The 19,906-nt window shown below is 73.6% G+C and carries 21 protein-coding genes; 10 read left to right on the top strand and 11 right to left on the bottom strand.

Annotation, left to right across the window (positions count from 1 at the left end; translation table 11 throughout):
• The 3 genes from AKI01S_RS52755 to AKI01S_RS09260 form a co-directional block, all read right to left on the bottom strand.
• Window positions 1-196: hypothetical protein (locus tag AKI01S_RS52755; protein WP_218009608.1), on the bottom strand; the 196-nt coding region annotated here is incomplete at its 3' end.
• 134 nt (window positions 197-330) lie between these two features.
• Complete coding sequence (locus AKI01S_RS09265; RefSeq protein ID WP_067813975.1) at window positions 331-582, bottom strand: DUF3039 domain-containing protein; 252 nt, start codon at window positions 580-582, stop codon at window positions 331-333.
• A 10-nt stretch (window positions 583-592) separates the two neighbouring features.
• A complete protein-coding gene (locus AKI01S_RS09260) occupies window positions 593-1,168 on the bottom strand; it encodes a YqgE/AlgH family protein (RefSeq protein ID WP_067813972.1) in 576 nt (191 codons plus the stop codon).
• Between the two features lie 179 nt (window positions 1,169-1,347).
• Here AKI01S_RS09260 and AKI01S_RS09255 point away from each other — a divergent pair, with 179 nt between their 5' ends.
• Together AKI01S_RS09255 and AKI01S_RS09250 are read left to right on the top strand one after the other, a co-directional pair.
• A complete protein-coding gene (locus tag AKI01S_RS09255) occupies window positions 1,348-2,055 on the top strand; it encodes a hypothetical protein (protein ID WP_157419738.1) in 708 nt (235 codons plus the stop codon).
• Between the two features lie 98 nt (window positions 2,056-2,153).
• Window positions 2,154-2,915: a hypothetical protein gene (locus AKI01S_RS09250; RefSeq protein WP_157419737.1), complete on the top strand. Its 762-nt coding sequence runs from the start codon at window positions 2,154-2,156 to the stop codon at window positions 2,913-2,915.
• A 40-nt stretch (window positions 2,916-2,955) separates the two neighbouring features.
• Here the strand turns inward: AKI01S_RS09250 and AKI01S_RS09245 are convergent, their stop codons facing one another.
• Complete coding sequence (locus AKI01S_RS09245) at window positions 2,956-4,359, bottom strand: NAD-dependent malic enzyme (protein WP_067813951.1); 1,404 nt, start codon at window positions 4,357-4,359, stop codon at window positions 2,956-2,958.
• 392 nt (window positions 4,360-4,751) lie between these two features.
• A complete protein-coding gene (locus AKI01S_RS09240; protein ID WP_067813949.1) occupies window positions 4,752-5,714 on the bottom strand; it encodes a tetratricopeptide repeat protein in 963 nt (320 codons plus the stop codon).
• 377 nt (window positions 5,715-6,091) lie between these two features.
• Here AKI01S_RS09240 and AKI01S_RS09235 point away from each other — a divergent pair, with 377 nt between their 5' ends.
• Window positions 6,092-6,868, top strand: coding sequence for an ATP-binding cassette domain-containing protein (locus AKI01S_RS09235; RefSeq protein WP_245681537.1), 777 nt, complete (start codon window positions 6,092-6,094; stop codon window positions 6,866-6,868).
• Window positions 6,861-8,249 carry a hypothetical protein gene (locus tag AKI01S_RS09230; protein WP_174567366.1) on the top strand — a complete coding sequence of 463 codons (1,389 nt, stop codon included), beginning with the start codon at window positions 6,861-6,863 and terminating at the stop codon, window positions 8,247-8,249. The genes AKI01S_RS09235 and AKI01S_RS09230 overlap by 8 nt, the downstream gene beginning before the upstream one ends.
• 109 nt (window positions 8,250-8,358) lie before the next feature.
• Here AKI01S_RS09230 and AKI01S_RS09225 read toward each other — a convergent pair whose 3' ends face one another.
• Entirely contained in the window at window positions 8,359-8,655 is a 297-nt protein-coding gene (locus AKI01S_RS09225) for a DUF3817 domain-containing protein (protein WP_245681536.1), read from the bottom strand.
• 111 nt (window positions 8,656-8,766) lie between these two features.
• Here AKI01S_RS09225 and AKI01S_RS09220 point away from each other — a divergent pair, with 111 nt between their 5' ends.
• Window positions 8,767-9,489 (top strand): DUF4230 domain-containing protein, encoded by a 723-nt coding sequence (locus AKI01S_RS09220; protein ID WP_067813942.1) that lies wholly within the window; start codon window positions 8,767-8,769, stop codon window positions 9,487-9,489.
• Window positions 9,490-9,493: 4 nt separating this feature from the next.
• On the opposite strand, the gene AKI01S_RS09215 is transcribed toward AKI01S_RS09220, so the two are convergent.
• A complete protein-coding gene (locus AKI01S_RS09215) occupies window positions 9,494-9,976 on the bottom strand; it encodes a nuclear transport factor 2 family protein (RefSeq protein ID WP_067813970.1) in 483 nt (160 codons plus the stop codon).
• A gap of 89 nt (window positions 9,977-10,065) precedes the next feature.
• Here AKI01S_RS09215 and AKI01S_RS09210 point away from each other — a divergent pair, with 89 nt between their 5' ends.
• Window positions 10,066-10,929 (top strand): LysR family transcriptional regulator, encoded by an 864-nt coding sequence (locus AKI01S_RS09210; protein WP_067813940.1) that lies wholly within the window; start codon window positions 10,066-10,068, stop codon window positions 10,927-10,929.
• Between the two features lie 97 nt (window positions 10,930-11,026).
• On the opposite strand, the gene AKI01S_RS09205 is transcribed toward AKI01S_RS09210, so the two are convergent.
• Complete coding sequence (locus AKI01S_RS09205) at window positions 11,027-12,217, bottom strand: acetyl-CoA C-acetyltransferase (RefSeq protein ID WP_067813938.1); 1,191 nt, start codon at window positions 12,215-12,217, stop codon at window positions 11,027-11,029.
• Between the two features lie 81 nt (window positions 12,218-12,298).
• On the opposite strand from AKI01S_RS09205, the gene mce reads away from it, so the two are divergent.
• From mce to AKI01S_RS09190, 3 genes are all read left to right on the top strand, one after another.
• Complete coding sequence (gene mce, locus AKI01S_RS09200; protein WP_067813936.1) at window positions 12,299-12,721, top strand: methylmalonyl-CoA epimerase; 423 nt, start codon at window positions 12,299-12,301, stop codon at window positions 12,719-12,721.
• A gap of 383 nt (window positions 12,722-13,104) precedes the next feature.
• The gene (locus tag AKI01S_RS09195; protein WP_067813933.1) at window positions 13,105-14,436 is read left to right on the top strand and encodes a DivIVA domain-containing protein; all 1,332 of its coding nucleotides are present in this window, start codon (window positions 13,105-13,107) and stop codon (window positions 14,434-14,436) included.
• Window positions 14,437-14,591: 155 nt separating this feature from the next.
• A complete protein-coding gene (locus AKI01S_RS09190) occupies window positions 14,592-15,998 on the top strand; it encodes an AI-2E family transporter (RefSeq protein WP_067813931.1) in 1,407 nt (468 codons plus the stop codon).
• Between the two features lie 3 nt (window positions 15,999-16,001).
• Here the strand turns inward: AKI01S_RS09190 and AKI01S_RS09185 are convergent, their stop codons facing one another.
• From AKI01S_RS09185 to AKI01S_RS09175, 3 genes are all read right to left on the bottom strand, one after another.
• Window positions 16,002-16,793 (bottom strand): alpha/beta fold hydrolase, encoded by a 792-nt coding sequence (locus AKI01S_RS09185; RefSeq protein WP_067813929.1) that lies wholly within the window; start codon window positions 16,791-16,793, stop codon window positions 16,002-16,004.
• Between the two features lie 166 nt (window positions 16,794-16,959).
• Window positions 16,960-17,274, bottom strand: a complete 315-nt coding sequence (locus AKI01S_RS09180) for an Rv1322 family protein (RefSeq protein WP_067813927.1) — start codon at window positions 17,272-17,274, stop codon at window positions 16,960-16,962.
• A 66-nt stretch (window positions 17,275-17,340) separates the two neighbouring features.
• Window positions 17,341-18,867, bottom strand: coding sequence for a 3-hydroxyacyl-CoA dehydrogenase family protein (locus tag AKI01S_RS09175; protein ID WP_067813925.1), 1,527 nt, complete (start codon window positions 18,865-18,867; stop codon window positions 17,341-17,343).
• A 43-nt stretch (window positions 18,868-18,910) separates the two neighbouring features.
• Here AKI01S_RS09175 and AKI01S_RS09170 point away from each other — a divergent pair, with 43 nt between their 5' ends.
• Window positions 18,911-19,900: an LLM class flavin-dependent oxidoreductase gene (locus tag AKI01S_RS09170; RefSeq protein ID WP_067813923.1), complete on the top strand. Its 990-nt coding sequence runs from the start codon at window positions 18,911-18,913 to the stop codon at window positions 19,898-19,900.
• The last annotated feature ends 6 nt before the right edge of the window (window positions 19,901-19,906 follow it).

The raw sequence follows: 19,906 nt of genomic DNA, 5'->3' as shown, positions 1-19,906 counted from the left end.
GGTCCAGGTCGGCGTGGTCCCGCCGGGGCCCGCCGCCCCGCGTCCGGGCGTTCGCGGCGGCGCCGTCCGGCGCGCAGTCGGCCCCGGCCGCGACCGGCCGCGCCGTTCCACCCCCCGAACGGTCACCGGCCGCCACGAACATGACACAGAAAGTGACGGCCAGCGCGCAGCCTGCGGTGATCTTGGCTCGTTCCATGATTCCCCCGAGTCAGAAACGTCGCGATCCTGTGCCGCTCGCCCCCGACCGGCACAGGATCACGTCATGTCCGGCGACCGCGCCCGCGGGTCGCCGCCGTCCGCCCCGCAGGGCGGTCACCCGTCCGGGTCCGCCTACTTGTCCGAGTCACCGCCGCCCGACTGCATGGATTCGTAGATCTCCTTGCACTCCGGGCAGACCGGGTACTTCTTGGGGTCCCGGTTCGGCACCCAGATCTTGCCGCAGAGCGCGACCACCGGCGTTCCGGTCACGGCGCTCTCGGTGATCTTGGCCTTCTTGACGTAGTGGGCGAACCGCTCGTGGTCGCCGTCGCCGTGCGACAGGTCAGGCCGTACGTCGCTCTCGGGAAGGATCTTCGTGCTCACGCGTTCCACCTTAGTTCAGCGTCGGGTCGTCGGGGAAAGTCGAGACGAACGCCAGGTCGCCGCCCTGCCGCCGCAGGACCGAGCGCCACAGGCCGTCGGGGTCGCCCGCGAACACGTCGCCCGCCTCGGCCCGCACCAGGTACCAGGCCCCGTCCGCGACCTCCTCGTGGAGCTGGCCGGCCGACCAGCCCGCGTATCCGGCGAACACCCGGAGCTGGATGACCTCGGGGGCCAGCAGGGCGGGCGGCGCGTCCAGGTCCACCAGGCCGACGCGGGCGACCGAGGGGTCGCCGTCCAGCGCCCGCCAGCCCAGCGGCTCGTCCTCGCCGGGCAGCCGCGCCAGCGCCAGCGCGCTGTCCAGCGCCACCGGGCCGCCCTGGAAGACGACCGACGGGCCGGTCACCAGATCGGCCCACGGCGGCAGCACCCGGTCCACCGGGATCTCGGTCGGCCGATTGAGGACAACCCCCAGCGTTCCGCCCTCGGCGTCGTGCTCGACGACCAGAACGACACTGCGCCTGAAGTTGGGATCGTCCAGTTGAGGGGTCGCCACGAGCAGGAGCCCCACCCTGATGCCGTCTTCCATGGTGACCATCATGCGTTGCGCGGACCCCCGGCGGCACACCGGTCCGTCGGCTTAGCCTGTCATGCATCCCCGACATGAGGGGTACCGGCACAAGAGGGACCTAGGTTAAAAACGATCTAGGATCATCGGCCATCCGCTTGGTGCGCGCCCCCGGCGCGCCGGGCGGCGGGGAGGACGCGATGCAGTTGCCCAGGGTCGTCATCGCAGCCGTGTTCTTCGTCATCGGGGCGCTGATCGCCATCCCCGCCCTGATGAGGACGACCGGAGAGTCGCGGGCGTCCGGCGCTCCCGGCGCCACCACGACCAGCCCGACCGGATCCCCCACCGGAACGTCCCCCACCCCCACCCGCACCTCCCCCTCGCCGACCCCGACCCGCACCACCACGACACCGCCGCGCACCACGCCTCCCCCGGCCACGACGGCGCCGCCCACCTCCCCGCCGGCGCAGACGGTCGAGGCGACGATCGGCCGGGTGCGGTGCCCGGCGCGGACGGTCGAGGTGACGATCCGCAACAACGGCTCGCAGACCGAGAACGTCGGCATCGAGCGCAACGATGACTCCCCGGCCATCGCCCGGACGGTCGCCCCGGGCGCGTCCCGCGTCGTCACGCTGCGGCTGCGGGAGAACCGCTCCACCCGCATCCAGGTGACGTGGAAGAACGAGCCGGTGCTGACCGAGACCCGGCGGGCCGACTGCGTCAAGGGCTCCCCGACGCCGTCGCCGACCCGGACGCGGCTGCCGCGCACCGGCCCCGACGACGCGGTGCTGTGGGCGCGCGCGGCCACCGGCGGCGCGGCCATGATCACCGGTCTGATCATCTTCTGGTACGGCGGGATCTGGCCGCGGCGGCGCGACCGGCTGTTCGCCGGGAGGAAGGGCGACTGACGGCGGGTCAAGAAACCCGTGCGGTACCGTTCCCGCCCTTTGGGTGTCCGCCGTCCGGATCGGGTGAGTAATCCGACGAGGTGATCGTTCCGCCCGACATGGGCGTTCCGGAAGCGGGGGACGACGTGCTGCTGTGGGCTGCTCTGGCGACCTCGACCGCGCTCGCGCCGACCGTGCAGCCGGCCGGGTTGACGGCCACGATCGGCGAGGCGCGCTGCCCGGCGCGCCAGGCCCCGGTCGTGGTCCGCAACCCCACCGGCCGGCCGATCGACTACGAGCTGCTCCAGGACGGCCGGGTCGTCCGCCTCGAACGGGTCCCCGCCGGGGGCGTCATCGACGGCCTGGCCCAGCTCACCGAGGACGAGCCGGTCGAGCTCACCGTCCGTTCCGAGGGCCGGACCCTGGCCCGCGCGACCCGCACCGCCGACTGCGCCAGGACCACCCCGACCGGCACCACCCCGACCGGCACCGCCCCGGTCGGCACCGGTCCGGCCAAGGGCGGCCCGACCAGCGCGAAGCCGACCGCGGACGGACCGCCCAAGGGCGAGCCGACCACGGACGAACCGGCCAAGGGTCAGCCGACCACGGACGAAGAGGAGGACGGCGACGGAGCCGTCAAAGGCAAGGACGGGGTCGCCAGGGGCAAGGGCGGCAAGAAGGCCCCGGCGCGCTCCGCCCCGCGCAAGGAGGCCCCCGAGGAGCGGGAACGCCTCCCCGAGACCGGCGCGGTGGGTAACGCGCGCGTCATGACGGCCGTGGGCGGGCTGGCGGGCGGCCTGGTGGTGCTGTTCTGGGGCTGGCTGTGGCCGACCAGCGGCCGGGGCGACTGGTCCACCCCCGTCAGACGCACCGGCGGCTGAGCCCGCGAGAAGGGCTCAACCGCCGGGGAGGTTCGGACCGTCACGCCTCGGTGCGGGGGCGGCCGCCGGCGGCCTCGCGGACCGCGCCCGCGACGCTCTTGGCGACCTCGGGGTGGAAGACGCTCGGCACGATGTAGTTCGGGCCGAGCTCGTCGTCGGTGACGACCTCGGCGAGGGCGGTGGCGGCGGCCAGCAGCATGTCCTGGGTGACGCCGTTGGCCTGGGCGTCGAGCAGGCCGCGGAACACGCCGGGGAACGCCAGCACGTTGTTGATCTGGTTGGGGTAGTCGCTGCGGCCGGTGGCGACGACGGCGGCGTGCTCGCGGGCCTCGTCCGGGGAGACCTCCGGCTCGGGGTTGGCCAGGGCGAACACGATCGCGTCGTCGTTCATGGCGGCGATGTCGTCGCCGGTCAGGATGCCGGGGGCGGACACGCCGATGAACACGTCGGCGCCCTTGACCGCGCCGCGCAGGTCGCCGGAGTAGCCGTCGGCGTTGGTGTGCTCGGCGATCCAGCGCAGCGAGTCGTCCAGGTCGTCGCGGCCGAGGTGGACCGCACCCCGGTAGTCGCACACGACGATGTTGCGGGCCCCGGCGTGCATGAGCAGCTTCAGGATGGCGGTGCCCGCCGCGCCCGCGCCCGCCATGGCGATGCGGACCTCGCCGATGCGCTTGCCGACGACGCGCAGCGCGTTGGTCAGCGCGGCCAGCACGCAGATCGCGGTGCCGTGCTGGTCGTCGTGGAAGACGGGGATGTCCAGCAGCTCGCGCAGCCGGGCCTCGACCTCGAAGCAGCGGGGCGCGGAGATGTCCTCCAGGTTGATGCCGCCGAACGCGGGCGCGATGATCTGCACGGTCCGGACGATCTCGTCGGTGTCCTGGGTGTCCAGGCAGATCGGCCAGGCGTCGATCCCGGCGAACCGCTTGAACAGCGCGGCCTTGCCCTCCATGACCGGCAGGGCGGCCTCGGGGCCGATGTTGCCGAGGCCGAGCACCGCCGAGCCGTCGGTGACGACCGCGACGCTGTTGCGCTTGACGGTCAGGCGGCGGACGTCCTCGCGGTTGCGGGCGATGGCGAGCGACACCCGGGCGACGCCGGGGGTGTAGGCCATCGACAGCTCGTCACGGGTGCGCAGCGGCACCTTCGACTGCATCTCGATCTTGCCGCCGAGGTGCATCAGGAACGTGCGGTCCGAGACCTTGTGGATCTTGACGTCGTCCAGGGTCTCCAGGGCGGCGGCGATCGCCTCGGCGTGCTCGGTGTCCCGGGTGGCGATGGTGACGTCGACCCGCAGCACGTCGTGGGCGGCGGTGTTGACGTCGAGCGCGGTGACGATGCCCCCGGCGTTCTCGACCACGTGCGTGATCTGGCTGACGGCCTTGCCCCCGGCGGGGACCTCCAGCCGGACGGTGATGGAGTACGACACGCTGGGCACGCTGGCCACGACTTGCTCCCTCGAGGTTCCGGGTACGTCCTTGTCCCGCCCGCAATCGTCCCACGCGGGACCTGCCGCCGGGGGCCGCCGCCCGGCAAAGAGATCATCGTCGCCGTGGCGGTCTCGGGGGCCGCGGACGGCGGCGCGCCACACCGGCCGGACCGGGCGGCCCGGACGCGGAACGGCGGATCAACCCGGGTGAAGGGTGCTTCGGTCGGGTCGCGCGGGCGCGGTCGTCGTCTCCGAGCATACGCTCACCGGTCCGCTGCGGTATCCGGTTCACCGGACAGAATTGTCGCGTTCCATCTTGTCGCGTCCCACAGGTCCGCCCCGGGCCGCCGCCCTCCGGAACGCGGCGCGCTCCGGAGGACGCGGGCACGGGGACGGCCCTTCGGAACGCGTCAGAACAGCGCCGACTGGAGGGCGCGGCGGGCCTTGCCGACGCGCGGGTCGCCCGGCTGCAGCACGTCGAACAGGCCGAGCAGGTGCTTGCGGGCGGCGTCGCGGTCGTCCCCGGCGGTGCGGCGGACGGTGTCGACCAGCCGCTGGAACGCCTCGTCGATCCGGCCGGAGACCATCTCGACGTCGGCGGCCTGGGTCTGGAGCGTCACGTCGCTGGGGTTCCGCTCGGCGTCGGCCATCACCTGCTGGGCGTTCACGGTCCGCACCCGCAGGCTGAGGTCCACCAGCGCGATGCCGCCGCGGGCGTGCTCGTCCTGCGGGTTGACGTCCAGGATCTTCTGGAACGCGGTGCGCGCGCCGTCCAGGTCGCCGTTCTGCAGGGCGGTCTCGGCCTCCAGGTACATCGGGTCGGCGGCGGGCTGCTCGGCCGCGTCCGCGGCGGGGGCGCCCGCGTCCTCGGGCAGCAGGCCCTCGGTGCGCAGCGCGTCGAACAGCTGGTCGATGGCCTGCCGGACCTGCGGTTCGGGGGCGGCGCCGTTGAGGAAGGGCAGCAGCTGCCCGGCGACGACCGCCGCGACGAACGGGATGCCGCGGATGCCGAGCTGCTGCATGTACGCGCCGAGCTGCGGGTTGGCGTCCACGTCGACCTTGGCGAGGATCCACCGGCCCTGCGCCTCGTTGGCGAGCTTCTCCAGGATCGGCCCGAGCTGCTTGCACGGCCCGCACCACTCGGCCCAGAAGTCGACCAGCACCGGAACGGTCCGCGAGCGTTCCACGACGTCGGCGTTGAAACTCTGGTCGGTGACGTCGATGACGAACGGGCCGGCCCCGGCGGGCGCGGCCGGTCCGCCGGGCGTCTGCGCCTGGGCGGCCTGCGCCCGGCGCTCCTGCTGCTTCTTCATGGCCACCTGGCGGGCGCCCAGGTCGATGGCCCCGTGCAACGAAAAGTCCCGAGAAGGCATGGGTCCATCCTGCCTCATGGTCCCCGTCGCCGGGGCCCGCGTCCGCTGGGAGCGGAGCCCGCCTTCCGCGACGCGCGGGACGCGGGGCGCACCGGGGGACGGGCCGGGCGGAACGGGCCATCCCCGCGAATTATCTCCTTTTCCAGGATGGCAAAGAATCGCGGCCCCGGCGGGCAACGTCAAAAGCGGGCTGACAGTCGAGACCAAGCCTGGTTATAGTCGCGATGTCGATGCCCGGCTCGACGGTAAAACGATTGCGGCGCGGTCCCGGTGGCGGGGGGAAAGCCACGGGGCCGGCCGCGTGCCGTTTGCGAGCACGGGCGAACAACGGGGGGTAAGAAGTGATCGCGGGTTATTCCGCGATCGTGGCCCGAGGGATGGGGGTCCGCCGCGGGGGGCGGTGGCTCCTGCGCCCGGCTGCCTTCGGCATCGCCGAAGGCGTGGCCGGCCTGGCCGGTCAACGAGGCGCCGGTAAATCCACTCTGCTTGCCACGTTCGCGACCTTGCGCCGACCACATGTCGGCGAGCTTGAGATTCTCGGCGAGAACACCGGGAATTCCACCGGGCTGCGCGCGGTGCGCGCCCGGATCGGCTATCTTCCCGGCCGCTTCTCATGGGCGGACGCCATGAAAGTGGACGAGTTCGTCCGCTATGCCGCCTATTACAAAAGGGTGCGGGAACCGCAGGTGCGGGCCGTCCTGAAACGGTTCGAGCTGTCCGAGGCCGCCGGGGCCGAGATGGGGCTGCTGCCGCCGGACGTGCGGCTGCGCGCCGGGCTGGCGGCGACCTGCGTCCACGAACCGGACCTGGTGCTGCTGGACGACCCGTTCGCCGGGCTGGAGGCCGCCGCGGCGGCCGAGCTGGTGCCGGTGGTGCGGACGCTGGCCCCGTCGGTGGTCGTCGCGGCCGACGCCGCCGAGTCGCTGGCGGGGTGGTGCGACCGGCTGTTCGCGCTGGCGCGGGGACGGCTGACGGAGCTGCCGGACGCCGCGTGCGCGGACCCCGTCCCGATGGGACCGCTCCACACCGAACCCGCCCCCACCGGGCGGATCCGCGCGGCGCGTCCCCTCGTCATCCCCGTGCCGGACCGGCGGCGGGTGGCGCGGCGGCTGCGGCTGGCCCTGCTGACGGCGGGGAGCGGCGCAGGTGTCTGACCCGGCGCGGCCACCGGTGACCGGCCCCGCTCCCGGCCCGGCCCCCGGCCCCGCTCCCGGCTCCGGCCGGGTGTCGGAGCTGGGGCGGGTGCTGCGGCTCGACGCGCGCCGCACGGCGCTGCTGGTCGCGGTGCCGTTGCTGGCCGGGCTCGGGGCGGTCACCGCGTGGCTGTCGCTGGTGCCCGGCGTCGGCTACTGGGACAACTCGGTGGTCGCGCTGGGCGACGCGGTGCGGCTGCTGGGCCCGGTCGCGGCGGCGCTGGCGGCGTGGGCGGCGCTGCGGGAACGACGGCTGGACCACGTCCGGGACCTGTCGCCCCGCTCCCCCGCGACCGGGGCGCTGCACGACCTGATGCTGCTGTCGGGCGCGGCGCTGGTCGCCCACGCCGGGGTCACGGCCGTGATCGTGGCCGAGACGCTGTCGCGGCACGAGGCGGGGCGTCCGCATCCGCTGGGCCCGTCGGCGGGGGCGGCGGCGCTGGTGCTGCACGTGGTGGCCGGGTACCTGGCCGGACGGGTCGCGCCGCGCGCCGCGACGCCGGTGGCCGTGGGGCTGGCGGCGGTCGCGTGGTCGTCCCTGCGGGCGCCGGGCGGTTCGTGGGTGGGGTTGCTGCCGCCGGCGGTGTTCGGCCGGGTCGGGCTGTTCACCCAGCTGCGGACCGGGGTGCTGGCCGACCAGGTGGTGTGGGCGGCGGGCCTGACGGCCGTGCTGGTGCTGGGATACGTGGCGTGGGTGACGCGGCGGGCGCTGCCGCTGCTCCCGCTGGCGGTGGCGGTGGGGCTGGTCGTGGTGGCGACCTTCCGGCTGGAGAGCGCGGACGGGCGCGCGGTGGCGGCCGTTCCGGTGGAGCACGTGTGCCGGGAGTGGCCGCTGACGGTGTGCGTGCATCCGGCGCTGCGGGAGGCGCTGCCCTCGCTGACGACGGCGGTGACGCCGCTGGCGACCCGGCTGACGGGGACGCCGGGCGAGTTCGCCCGGGTGGAGCAGCGCCCGCCGACCGAGCCCGCGCGGGTGGCGGGCGGCGTCGCCGTGGTGCATCTGGGCGACGAGCTGACGCCGGGGTACGAGGCGCGGGCCGTGCGGCAGATCCGGGACGGTCTCGTCGTCGCGCGGACGTGCCCGGTCCCGGCGGCGGGGTACCGGGCGCTGGTGGACGCGTGGCTGGTGGGAGAGGCGCTGCCCGCGCTGCCCGACGCGCACGCGGTGCGGCGCTTCGGCGCGTGGAACGAGGACCGGCGGCGCGCCTGGCTGCGCGCCCACTTCGCCGCCTACCGGACCTGCTCGCTGCGCGCGGCCGACTTCCGGCCGGGTCGTTCCCGCGTCCGGGTCCCCCGGACGAAGAAGGCCGCGCCCGTGAGGACGCGGCCCGACGACCGTTGACAGAGGGGTCCCGGTGTCCGGGCCCCGGTGTCAGATCCGTTCAGATCCGTTCAGATCTGCACGGCCGCGCCGGTTCCCCCCAGACCCGACGCGGCCGTGCAGAAACCCATCACTTGCCGAGGCCCACCGGCTCGGCGGGGGTGGTCCATTTGCGCTCCACGAAGAACGGCGCCACCGGCAGCACCGACGCGATCAGCGCCAGGACCGTGCGCTTGCCGTCCCAGCGCAGCGGCGCGCGGACCACGAGGACCAGGGCGACGTAGGCGATCCACAGGATGCCGTGGATGGGGCCGACGATCGACACGGCCGCCGGGATCTCCGCCAGGTACTTCAGCGGCATGGCGACGAGAAGCAGCACGAGGAAGGAGACCGCCTCGACGATCGAGACGAGTCGGAAAGCGCGCACGATGTCCACGGGTGGCCAACGTACCGTGTCCCGGCGAGTGTTTCGTCCACGCCTATGGTGTCGGTCACACGGGCGAGGTGAGGAGGCGGCCCTGCGGGGAATGCCTCCCCCATGGCACGCCCCGAGAAGAACACCGCCCCCGCCAAGGACGCCCCCCGCGAGGACGCCCCCGCCGACCGCCCCGCGCGCCGCCGACGCGGCGGATGGGGTCCGGCGCTGCTGCTGGTCGTGGTCGGGGTGGTGGCGGTCCTGCTGTTCCAGCAGGCCCTGCGGATGGCGCCGGACTGGCTGAACCCGTTCGCGACCGAGGACAAGGACCGCAGCAGCCCGGCGGTGCTCCAGTCCATCCGGGACCTGTCGCGGTTCGAGGCCGCCAGCGGCAACTACCAGGTGATCGTCGACCTGGAGAAGGACGCGGCCTGGCTGCCCGCGTCGGTGAAGGGCCAGCGGACCCTGTTCGTCGGCAACGGCTCGGTCGACGCCTACGTGGACTTCTCCAAGCTGGGCTCGGGCGCGATCACGATGAACGCCGACCGCACCGAGGTCACCGTGAAGCTCCCCCGCGCCGAGCTGGAGAGGGCCAACCTGGACCCGAAGAAGAGCTACGTCTTCTCGACCCAGCGCGGCCTGCTGGACCGGGTGGGAGACTTCTTCAGCAGCAACCCCGCCGACCAGCAGCAGCTCAACGTCCTGGCCGCGCAGAAGATCCAGGACGCCGCCACCGCGAGCGGGCTGCGCGAGCGCGCCGACCAGAACACCAGGCTCATGCTGGAGAACATGCTCAAGGCGCTGGGCTTCAAGAAGGTCACGATCCAGCAGGCCGGGGGCCAGTAGCCGGTCAGCCGAAGACGGCCCCCGGGTCGCCGGTGTACCAGACGTTGGCGATGCGGACGTGGCGCATGAGCCAGCGGTCGCCGTCGCGGACCAGCTCCACGTCGTAGAGGTTCTTCAGCAGGGCGTGGACGGAGTGGTCGGCCGTCAGCAGGTGCTGGGCCTCCACCAGGGCGGTGAGGCGGGCGGTGTCGCCGTCGACCGCCACGCGCGGGTTGGCGACCTGGTGGGTGGTGTCCACGCGGCCGGTGAACGATCCCAGGATCGTGGTGACGATCGCGTCGCGGCCGGTCATGACGGGCGGCTCGGCCCCCCACCGCGCGGCGGCGGGCCGGAAGTCCAGCGTGGCGTCGGCGGTGAAGGCGGACCCGAACAGCCCGGCGTCCTTGAGGTCCTGGCCGAGCGCGAAGCGGTACAGCGCGTCGATGGCCTCGACGCGGTCGCGCGGGTCGGTTCCGGTGGTCAGGGCGGTGGTCTCGGTGACGTACATGACGTCCAGCCTCGCCGGGAGGAGGGCGGCGACCAAGGGGTTCCCGTGCGACGATCGTGAAGCCACGGTTAACGGTCGGGGAGGCGGTCATGCTGGAGCGGCACGAGGTGGAGACGTTCCTGACGCTCTTCGAGGAGCTGCACTTCGGGCGCACCGCCGAACGGCTCCACGTCTCCACCGCGCGCGTCAGCCAGACGGTCCGGAAGCTGGAGCGGCGCGTCGGCGCGCCGCTGTTCGACCGCACGAGCCGCCGGGTGGAGCCGACGGCCGCGGGGCGGCGGCTGTACGAGCGGGTGCGGCCCGCCTGGGACGAGATCGGCGCCGCGTTCCAGGAGGCGGTCGCGGCCGGGCGGGGGCTCACCGGGACGCTGCGGGCGGCGTTCGTCGGCGCGGCGGCGGCGCAGCTCCTGGTCGGGGTGACCGGGCTGTTCCGGGAACGGGTGCCCGGCTGCGAGGTGCGCGTCCGGGAGGCGCAGTGGGGCGAGGTGGCGCCGTGGCTGCGCGAGGACCGGGTGGACGTGGCGCTGACGACGTTCCCGGTGGAGGCGCCGGACCTGACCATGGGGCCGGTGCTGGTGCGGGAGGCGCGGGTGCTGGCGGTCGCGGCGGGGCACCCGTTCGCGCGCCGCGCGACGGTGTCGGTCGAGGACCTGGCGCGGGTGACGGTGCTGCCGCTGCTCGACACGCCCGCGACGACCCCCTCGGGCCGCCCCGTCGTCCACGGGCCGCCCGCCGCCACGCTCAACGAGCTGCTGGCGCTCGTCGGCGCGGACCAGGGGGTGCTCCCGGTCGGGGCGCAGACGAGGCGCTACTACGCGCGGCCGGACGTGGTGTACGTGCCGTTCGAGGACGCTCCCCGGCTGGAGTGGGGACTGGTGTGGCGGACGGAGACGGCGCGCGTACGGGCCTTCAGCGAGGCCGCACGCGACCTGCTGCGCGCCTCCCGGACATAGCCGGAGTGCCTCGGGCCCTCGCCCCGGCCAACGTATCCGGCACGGACACCTCGGGCCCCGCGTTCGGCGGAGAACGCGGGGCCCGTCGTCACGGGTGTCAGGCGGACGGCACGCGCAGGATCAGCGCGTCGCCCTGGCCGCCGCCGCCGCACAGGCCGGCGGCGCCCACGCCGCCGCCGCGCCGCTTCAGCTCGTAGGCCAGGTGCAGCACGATGCGGGCGCCGGACATGCCGACCGGGTGGCCGAGGGCGATCGCGCCGCCGTTGACGTTGACCTTCTCCATGCCGACGCCCAGGTCGCGCATCGACTGGATGCCGACCGACGCGAACGCCTCGTTGATCTCGATGAGGTCCAGGTCGTCGACCGCCAGGCCCTCCTTGGACAGGGCGTGCTTGATCGCGTTGGACGGCTGGGACTGCAGCGAGTTGTCGGGACCGGCGACGTTGCCGTGCGCGCCGATCTCGGCGAGCCAGGTCAGGCCCAGCTCCTCGGCCTTGGCCTTCGACATCACGACCACGGCGGCGGCGCCGTCGGAGATCTGCGAGGAGGAGCCCGCGGTGATCGTGCCCTCCTTGCTGAACGCCGGGCGCAGCCGGCCCAGCGTCTCCACGGTGGTGTCGGCGCGCACGCCCTCGTCCTTGGCGAACACGACCGGCTCGCCGCGCCGCTGCGGGATCTCGACGGGCGCGATCTCCTCGTCGAAGACGCCGTTCTTGATCGCCTCGGCGGCGCGCTGGTGCGACCGCGCCGCGAACTCGTCCTGCTCCTCGCGCGAGATGTCGAGCTTGGCGTTGTGCCGCTCGGTGGACTCGCCCATCGAGACGCCGTCGAACGCGTCGGTCAGCGCGTCGTAGGCCATGTGGTCCAGGACCTCGACCGAGCCGTACTTGTAGCCGCCGCGCGACTTGGGCAGCAGGTGCGGGGCCTGGGTCATCGACTCCATGCCGCCCGCGACGACGATGTCGAACTCGTCGGCGCGGATGAGCTGGTCGGCCAGCGCGATGGCGTCCAGGCCCGACAGGCAGACCTTGTTGACGTTGACCGAGGGGACGTTCATCGGGATCCCGGCCTTGACCGCGGCCTGCCGGGCGGGGATCTGCCCGGCCCCGGCCTGGAGCACCTGGCCGAGGATGACGTACTGGACCTGGTCGCCGGTGATGCCCGCGCGGCTCAGCGCCGCCCTGATGGCGTGCGCACCGAGGTCGGCGGCGGAGAAGTCCTTCAGCGACCCCATCAGACGGCCGATGGGGGTGCGCGCTCCGGCGACGATCACGGACGTGGTGGACATTCGGGGGCCTCCATGCGGGTTGTACGGCGACGTTTGCCACGATACTCAGCGGAACCCGCCCCGCATCGAGGAGGACGCCCCGTGCTGACCCGCATCGACCACATCGGGATCGCCTGTCACGACCTGGAGGCGACCGTCGAGTTCTACCGGGAGACCTACGGGTTCACCGACGTGCACTACGAGGTGAACGAGGAGCAGGGCGTCCGGGAGGCCATGTTGAAGATCAACGACACCGGGGACGGGGCGGCCTCCTACATCCAGCTCATCACGCCGATCCGCGAGGACTCGACCGTCGCCAAGTGGCTGGCGAAGAACGGCGAGGGCGTCCACCACATCGCGTTCGGGACCGACGGGGACGTGCAGGAGGAGGCCGACGGGATCGGGGCCAGGGGCGTGCGGGTGCTGTACGAGCAGCCGCGGCGGGGGTCGATGGGGTCACGGATCACCTTCCTCCACCCCAAGGACTGCCACGGCGTGCTGACCGAGTTGGTGCAGAAGGGCTAGCGGCGGGGCAAGAGCGGCGTACCGCCGTCCCATGGTTTGCCATGCCATGGGACGATCGTGACGTGATCGATATCACAGCGGGCCGGGGACGGGGTGGGCGCGCCGTTCTGTAACCGTTCCGCCACTTCTGGTGCATTTGCAGGCCAGAGCCCCTGTCACCACACGCGTTCCCACCGGTAATGACAAACCCGACAATCCACGCAGTGCGCCAAGATGAGCCCCCAACACGGCAGCTCGCGGAGTACGCTGCTTTCGCCGGATGAGGTCTGGGGCCCGAGGCCCGTTCAGCCAGGCGATCAACCGGTCCCCGGTACAAACGCGCTCCCCGCCCCATGGCGGGGATGGTCCCCACCCGTAGCCCCGTCACATCAGGATTGAGCCACATGCAGTCCGACATCGACGCCCAGCTCAGCAACTTCTTTGAAGACACGCCCCCGCGCGAGTTCGACGTGGTGCTTCGCGGCTACGACCGGCACCAGGTCGACGAGCACATCAAGCAGCTCGACACCGAGGTCCGCCAGACCCGCGAGCAGACGCAGGCCCTCCAGCGCGAGCTGTCGGACGCCCACCGTCAGCTCCAGGAGCAGGAGCGCCCGACCTACTCCGGTCTCGGCGCCCGCATCGAGCAGCTGCTGCGGCTCGCCGAGGAGCAGGCCACCGAGCTGGTCCAGGCAGCCCGCAGCGAGGCCAACGAGATCAAGGCCGCGGCCAAGGTCGACGCCGCCGAACTGCGCGCCACCGCGGAGAACGAGGCCGCCGAGCTGCGCGCCACCGCCCAGCGCGAGTGCGACGACATGCGCAACGCCGCCGAGCGCGAGGCCGAGGAGGTGCGCACCGCCGCCCGCCGCGAGGCCGACGAGCTGACCTCCACGACCGAGCGCGAGGTCGCCAAGCTGCGCGCCACCGCCGACCACGAGGTCGCCGAGAAGCGCGCCGCCGCCGAGCGCGAGATCGCCAAGCTGCGCACCACGACCGAGCGCGAGGTCGCCCAGCTGCGCGCCTCCACCAAGCGCGAGCGCGACGAGATCCTCACCACCGCCAAGCGGCAGGCCGACGAGATGCGCGCCCAGGCGCAGCGCATCCTGGAGGAGTCCGAGGCGCAGCGCGCCCAGGCCGAGGCCGAGTTCGAGATCCAGCTCGCCGCCCGCCGCGAGGAGGCCGACCGGCAGGACGCCGAGCGGCACTCCGCCGCGCAGGCCGCCACCCAGAAGCTGGTCGCCGAGGCCGAGCAGCGCGCCGCCTCCGCCGAGCAGCGCGCCGCCAAGGCCACCCAGCAGGCCGAGCAGACCCGGCGCGAGGCCGACCAGCACGCCAAGCAGCTCATGGCCAACGCCCGCAAGAACTCCGACCAGGTCATCGCCGAGGCCAAGGCGCAGGCCGAGCAGCTGCTGGCCGAGACCAAGGCCGAGGCCGAGCGGATCCGCACCCAGGCGCAGCGCCAGGTGGACGAGCTGACCCGCCAGCGCGACAGCATCACCAGCCACCTCAACCAGCTGCGCCAGCTCATCGGCGGCGTCGGCCCGGCGCTGGGCGGCGCCCCCGAGGAGCCCGCTCCGGCCCCGGTCGAGAAGGCGATCCCGGCCGCCGAGGCCAAGCCCGCGGCGGCCCCGCAGGGCGGCCAGCAGGCCCAGGCCAAGCAGCAGGGCGCCAAGCCCACCGCCGCCAAGGGCGGGGCGAAGAAGGACGAGGACGACGAGGACTGGTGGCAGGAGTGACGGCCGCCTGATCCGGGCCGTTCACCGGCCGGCGCCGTATCCGCGAACGACAAAGAGCCTGAAGGCGGGAAACTGCCTTTAGGCTCTTTGGCGTCTCATCCATCAGGTCCCCTCCCCCCGGCCATCGGATGACGCGACGAGGTAAGGAGAACGGCGTGCCCGACGACAAGCCCTCACAGGACCGTTCGGCGTCCCCCGGCGAGGGCGCGTCCGAAGCGGTCCCCGAGGAAGAGGCCTCCACCGCGGACGCGGCCGAGCCGCGCCGCACCGGAGCGGGCGGATCGGTGCCGCCGGGGCACGTGCCGCCGCCGCCGGACTCCCCCGGCGACACCGCCGTGGACACCAGGGAGAACACCGGGGAGGACCAGGCCGAGAGCCCTTCGGCGGAGGGGGAACGGCCGCTGCCGATCACCCGGGCGGAGGCGCGGCGCACCGTCGATCCCGACGCCGCGCCCGACCCCGCGCACGACATCGAGCAGCGCAAGATCGAGGCGGGGGTGGAGGAGCGGTTCCCGTTCGGGCGGCCGGGGCTCCCGCTGGGCAAGGCGCACCCGTTCGTGTTCGGCTTCACCGCCGCGCTCGGCGTGATCACCGCGTGGATGCTGGTCCGCGCGGTGACCAGCGTCCGGTCGGTGATCGTGATGATCGTCGTGGCGATGTTCCTGGCGGTCGGGCTGAACCCGGCGGTGGAGCGCCTGAAGCGCGTGGGCCTGTCGCGCGGCTGGGCGGTCGGGGTGGTGTTCCTCGGCGTGCTGCTGTTCTTCGCCGGGTTCGTGGCCTCGCTGATCCCGCCGCTCACCGAGCAGATCACCGATCTGGCCAAGAGCGTCCCGCACTACATCGAGCAGTTGCAGACCAACCGGCGGATCGCCGAGTGGGACCGCCGCTACCGCCTGCTGGAGCAGGCCCAGGCGAAGATCAGCGACGCGAAGTTCCAGGAGAGCCTGGCCAAGCACGCCCTCGACGTCGGCAAGCAGGCGCTGTCGGGCACCTTCCAGCTGCTGACGGTGCTGATCCTGACGCTGTACTTCCTCAGCTCGCTGCCGCAGATCAAGACGTTCTTCTACCAGCTCGCGCCGCGTTCCCGGCGGGCCCGGGTGGCGCTGCTGGGCGACGAGATCCTGGAGCGCATCGGCGGGTACGTGGCGGGGCAGTCGACGATCGCGTTCATCGCGGGCGTGACGTCCTACATCTTCCTGCGCATCCTCGACGTGCCGTACGCGCTGGCGCTGGCGCTGATCGTCGCGGTGACGGACCTGATCCCGCTGGTCGGCGCGACGATCGGCGCGGTGGTCGTGTGCACGGTGGCGTTCCTGACCGGCACCACCGAGGGCATCATCGCGGTGATCTTCTATGTCGCGTACCAGCAGATCGAGAACTACCTGCTGTACCCGCGCGTGATGAAGCGGACGGTGGACGTGGCCCCGGCGGTGACGATCGTGGCGGCGTTGATCGGCGGAACGCTGCTCGGCGTCGTCGGCGCGCTGCTGGCGATCCCGACGGCCGCCGCGATCGCGCTGCTGATCCGCGAGGTGGTGCTGCCCCGCCAGGAGACGCTGTAGGGGTCACTCCCCGGTGCGGGCGAGGGCGGTGGTGAACTCGGCGACGGCCTGGTTGAACAGGTCGGGCTGCTCGACGGCGCACAGGTGCCCGGCGCGCGGGATGACCTGCAGCTCGGCGTTGGGGAGGGCGTCCACCATGACGCGCGCCTCCTCCTCGGTGGCCAGGACGTCCTCCGCGCCGACCATGACGAGGGCGGGCACCTTCAGGCCGCGCAGCGTCTCGAACGCGTCGCCGCGCGCGGCCATCGCCCGCTGCGCCCAGGCGGCGGCCCGCGGCGGGGTGGCCTGGACCAGGCCGCGCACCCGCCCGTAGATCAGGGCGCGCTGCCGGAACGTGGTGGGGCCCACCAGGTGGGGCAGGACCTCCTCGACCAGCACCCGCACGCTGTCCTCGTTCTCCAGCGTCTCGGCCTGCCGCAGCCGGGTCGCGCGGACCTCGTCGGTGTCGGCCCCGGCGCGGGTGTCGGCCAGCACCAGCCCCCGGACCAGGTCGGGGTGGCGGCGGCACAGCGCCATCGCGACGTACCCGCCCATCGACAGGCCGCCGACGACGGCCCGCTGCACGCCCAGCCGCCGGAACACGCGCGCGACGTCGTCGGCCATCGCGTCGATCGACGGCTCGTCGTCGCCGAGCAGCGATCCGCCGAACCCGCGCAGGTCGGGGGTGACGACCCGGAACCGGCCGGCCAGCCCCTCCCGCTGGGCGAGCCACATCGCCGACGACAGCGGGAACGCGTGCAGCAGGACGAGTGGCGTGCCGGTACCGACGTCCCTGGCGTACAACTGCACGGTCATGGTGGCGCGGCCTCCCCGTTGACGTCCCCGACATCCGCCCGGTACCCGGCGGTCAGCCAATCGTCACCCCGGATCGGCGCCGAAGGCCCCGAGTGGCCGTGATCGGTCGCCCGCGTTTAGGGGGGCCGTCCCGCCGGGCTTTCGCGGCCGCGGCGGGCGGCGGCCGTCAGCCGTAACGGGGGGCGTCGCGGGTGCGCTGGACGCGCGGGCCGCGGCGGGTGCGCGCCTGCCAGCAGGGGCGGTGCCAGTGGCGGCGGTCGTCGGCGTCGCCGAGGCCGTCGGCGGGCCAGGCCACCAGGTGGGCGACGCCCGGCGGGATCAGCTGGTCGCAGCCGGGGCAGCGGTAGTGCTTGGTGGCGTTGGCGCCGGGGACCTGGCGGACGTGCCACTCGCCGTCCGGGCCCTCCTCGGTCTGCTGTTCGCGGAACGAGCCGCCCGGCGGGCGTTGGGGGGTGACACGGCGGTTCTTCCGGGGGCTCATGGGATCCAGGATAGGAGGGCCCCGCGCGTGGCCGCGCGGGGCCCCGAACCTGGTTCGGCGCCGGTCCTAGCGCAGGGTCCGGCCGGCCGTGGCGTGCTCCTCCAGCAGCGGGGTCGGGGAGAACGCGGGCTCGCGGGACTCGTCGTACAGGGCGCGCAGCACCGTGACGGCGCGGTCCAGGCCGAGGCGGTCCAGATCGGCGATGGGGCCGGTCGGGTAGCCGCAGCCCAGCCGCATGGCGGCGTCGATCGCGTCGGCGTCGGCGTAGCCCGCGCCGAGCATGGCGGCGGCGTCGTTGAGGTAGGGGAAGCGCAGCGCGTCCACGATGTACCCGGCGCGGTCGCGGCAGCGGACGGCGGTCAGGCCGAGGGCGGCGGCCAGCGCGACGGCCTTGTCGGCGACGCCCTCGCCGGTGAGGACCGTGGTGGCGACCTCGACCAGCTCGCCGTCGGCCTCGGGCAGGTGCAGGCCCACGACGTCGGCGGGGCGGCCGGAGGCGACGGCCTGCCCGATGACGCGGCGGGAGGTGTCCAGGGTGGCCAGGACCGCGCCGGGCTTGGCGACGGCGGCGGCCTCGGCCAGCGCCTTCTCGTCCAGCGCGATGACCAGGTCGCAGGTGGCCGGGTCGCCGGTCGCGGCGTCGGCGAGGCGGGCCGGGCGCGGGCCGTCGCCGGTGACGCACAGCACCGGCTGGACGGCTCCGGACGGGCCGGCGGGGGCCTCGGGCTCGGAGCCGTCGTAGGCGTAGAAGCCGCGGCCGGTCTTGCGTCCCAGCAGCCCGGCGGCGACCAGTTCGCGCAGCAGCGGGGAGGGGGCGTGGCGGCGGTCGCGGGTCTCGGCGTGGATCGCCTCCAGCACCTCCAGGCAGGTGTCCAGGCCGATCAGGTCCATCAGGGTGAACGGGCCCATCGGCAGCCCGCCGCCGGTCCGCATCGCGGTGTCGATGTCGTCGCGGGTGGCGTGGCCGGACTCCAGCATGGTCACGGCCTGGCCGAGGTAGCCGAACAGCAGGCGGTTGGCGACGAACCCGGCGCGGTCGCCGATCGTCACCGGGGTCTTGCCGAGGGCGGCGGCCAGGTCGGCGACGCGGGTGACGGCCTCGGGCTCGGTGAGGACCGTGCGGATCACCTCGACCAGCTTCATCACCGGCGCCGGGTTGAAGAAGTGCACTCCGACGATCTTGGTGGGGCGGTTGGTGGAGACCGCGATCTCGGTGACCGACAGGGAGGAGGTGTTGGTGGCCAGCACCGCGTCGGGGCGGCACACGCGGTCGAGCTGGGCGAAGACCCCGCGCTTGAGGTCCAGCCGCTCCGGGACCGCCTCGATGACCAGGTCGCAGTCGGCCAGGTCCGCGAAGTCGGTGGACAGCGCGATCCGGTCGAGGATCGCCCGCTGCCCCTCCTCGGTGAGCCTGCCGCGCTTGACGGCGCGCCCGGTGGACTTCTCCAGGTGCCCCCGCCCGCGCTCCAGCGCCTCGGGGTTGACCTCGATGCCGACGACGGCCAGCTCACCCCGGGCCAGCACCTCGGCGATGCCCGCGCCCATGGTGCCCAGTCCGACCACGCCGACCTTGCTGAACGAAACGCCACTCATGCCCGGCAGTCTCCCATCCGCGCGATCCGGGTACGACCGGGGAGTGCGATTTGGGGTTTTCCTGCTCGCGGCGCGTTTCCCCGGCGAGGACGACGCGGCCGCGTTGGAACGGACGGTGCGCGCGGCGCTCCTGGCCGAGCGGGTCGGGTTCGACGACGTGTGGGTGGCCGAGCACCACTTCATGACCTACGGGGTGGTGCCGTCGGCGGCGACGTTCGCGGGCCACCTGCTGGGGCTGACGCGGCGCGTCCACGTGGGGACGGCCGTCAGCGTCCTGTCCAACCAGCATCCGGTGGCGCTGGCCGAGCAGGCGGCGATGCTGTCGCTGGTGTCGGGCGGCCGGTTCCGGCTGGGGGTGGGGCGCGGCGGGCCGTGGCGGGACCTGGAGGTGTTCGGGACGGGGCTGGAGCGGTACGAGCGCGGGTTCGCCGAGTCGCTGGACCTGCTGCTGGCGTGGCTGCGTTCGGAGCGGGTCGGGTGGGACGGGGAGCACTTCGCGTTCCGGGAGGTGCCGGTCGTCCCGCGCGCGGCGGCGCCCCCGCCGGTCCTGGTGGCCTGCACCTCGGAGGCGACCGAGGCGCTGGCGGCCGAGCGCGGCCTGCCGATGCTGCTCGGCATGCACGTCGGCGACGCGGAGAAGGCCGCCGCCGTCGAACGCCACGGCGTTCCCGCCCCGCACGTGTCGGCGCACCTGGCGCAGGTCGCCGACACGCGGGAGGAGGCGGTGGCGACCGTGCTGCGGGAGATGCCGCGCTGGCTGGGGCCGGGGCTGGACGGGTACGTCGCCGTCGACGACCGTCCGCGCGCCCGCCGCGACCCGGTGGAGTACGCGCGGCGCCTGTGCGGCATGCACCCGGTGGGCTCCCCCGACGACTGCGCCGCGCGCCTGGTCGCGACGGTCGAGCGCACCGGCGTCCGCCGGCTGGCCCTGCTGGTGGAGGCGGCCGGGTCGGCGGAGGCCACGTTCGCGAACGTGACCCGGCTGGGCGAGGAGGTCCTCCCCAAGGTCCGTGCCGAACTTCCCCGACCCTGAGTGTGG

This window comes from Actinomadura kijaniata NBRC 14229 (genome assembly GCF_001552175.1).
Lineage (GTDB): Bacteria > Actinomycetota > Actinomycetes > Streptosporangiales > Streptosporangiaceae > Spirillospora > Spirillospora kijaniata.
The sequence above is the reverse complement of the archived record's forward strand: the minus strand, read 5'-3'. Positions and strand labels throughout refer to the sequence as shown.

Excerpts from the sequence above, each read along its gene's own strand:
- AKI01S_RS09260 (WP_067813972.1), bottom strand. The coding sequence starts at position 1,168 with ATGGAAGACGGCATCAGGGTGGGGCTCCTGCTCGTGGCGACCCCTCAA.
- AKI01S_RS09210 (WP_067813940.1), top strand. The coding sequence starts at position 10,066 with ATGCTGGAGCGGCACGAGGTGGAGACGTTCCTGACGCTCTTCGAGGAG.
- AKI01S_RS09205 (WP_067813938.1), bottom strand. The coding sequence starts at position 12,217 with ATGTCCACCACGTCCGTGATCGTCGCCGGAGCGCGCACCCCCATCGGC.
- AKI01S_RS09235 (WP_245681537.1), top strand. The coding sequence starts at position 6,092 with ATGGGGGTCCGCCGCGGGGGGCGGTGGCTCCTGCGCCCGGCTGCCTTC.
- AKI01S_RS09215 (WP_067813970.1), bottom strand. The coding sequence starts at position 9,976 with ATGTACGTCACCGAGACCACCGCCCTGACCACCGGAACCGACCCGCGC.
- AKI01S_RS09180 (WP_067813927.1), bottom strand. The coding sequence starts at position 17,274 with ATGAGCCCCCGGAAGAACCGCCGTGTCACCCCCCAACGCCCGCCGGGC.
- AKI01S_RS09250 (WP_157419737.1), top strand. The coding sequence starts at position 2,154 with ATGGGCGTTCCGGAAGCGGGGGACGACGTGCTGCTGTGGGCTGCTCTG.
- AKI01S_RS09255 (WP_157419738.1), top strand. The coding sequence starts at position 1,348 with ATGCAGTTGCCCAGGGTCGTCATCGCAGCCGTGTTCTTCGTCATCGGG.
- AKI01S_RS09185 (WP_067813929.1), bottom strand. The coding sequence starts at position 16,793 with ATGACCGTGCAGTTGTACGCCAGGGACGTCGGTACCGGCACGCCACTC.
- AKI01S_RS09240 (WP_067813949.1), bottom strand. The coding sequence starts at position 5,714 with ATGCCTTCTCGGGACTTTTCGTTGCACGGGGCCATCGACCTGGGCGCC.
- AKI01S_RS09195 (WP_067813933.1), top strand. The coding sequence starts at position 13,105 with ATGCAGTCCGACATCGACGCCCAGCTCAGCAACTTCTTTGAAGACACG.
- AKI01S_RS09175 (WP_067813925.1), bottom strand. The coding sequence starts at position 18,867 with ATGAGTGGCGTTTCGTTCAGCAAGGTCGGCGTGGTCGGACTGGGCACC.
- AKI01S_RS09220 (WP_067813942.1), top strand. The coding sequence starts at position 8,767 with ATGGCACGCCCCGAGAAGAACACCGCCCCCGCCAAGGACGCCCCCCGC.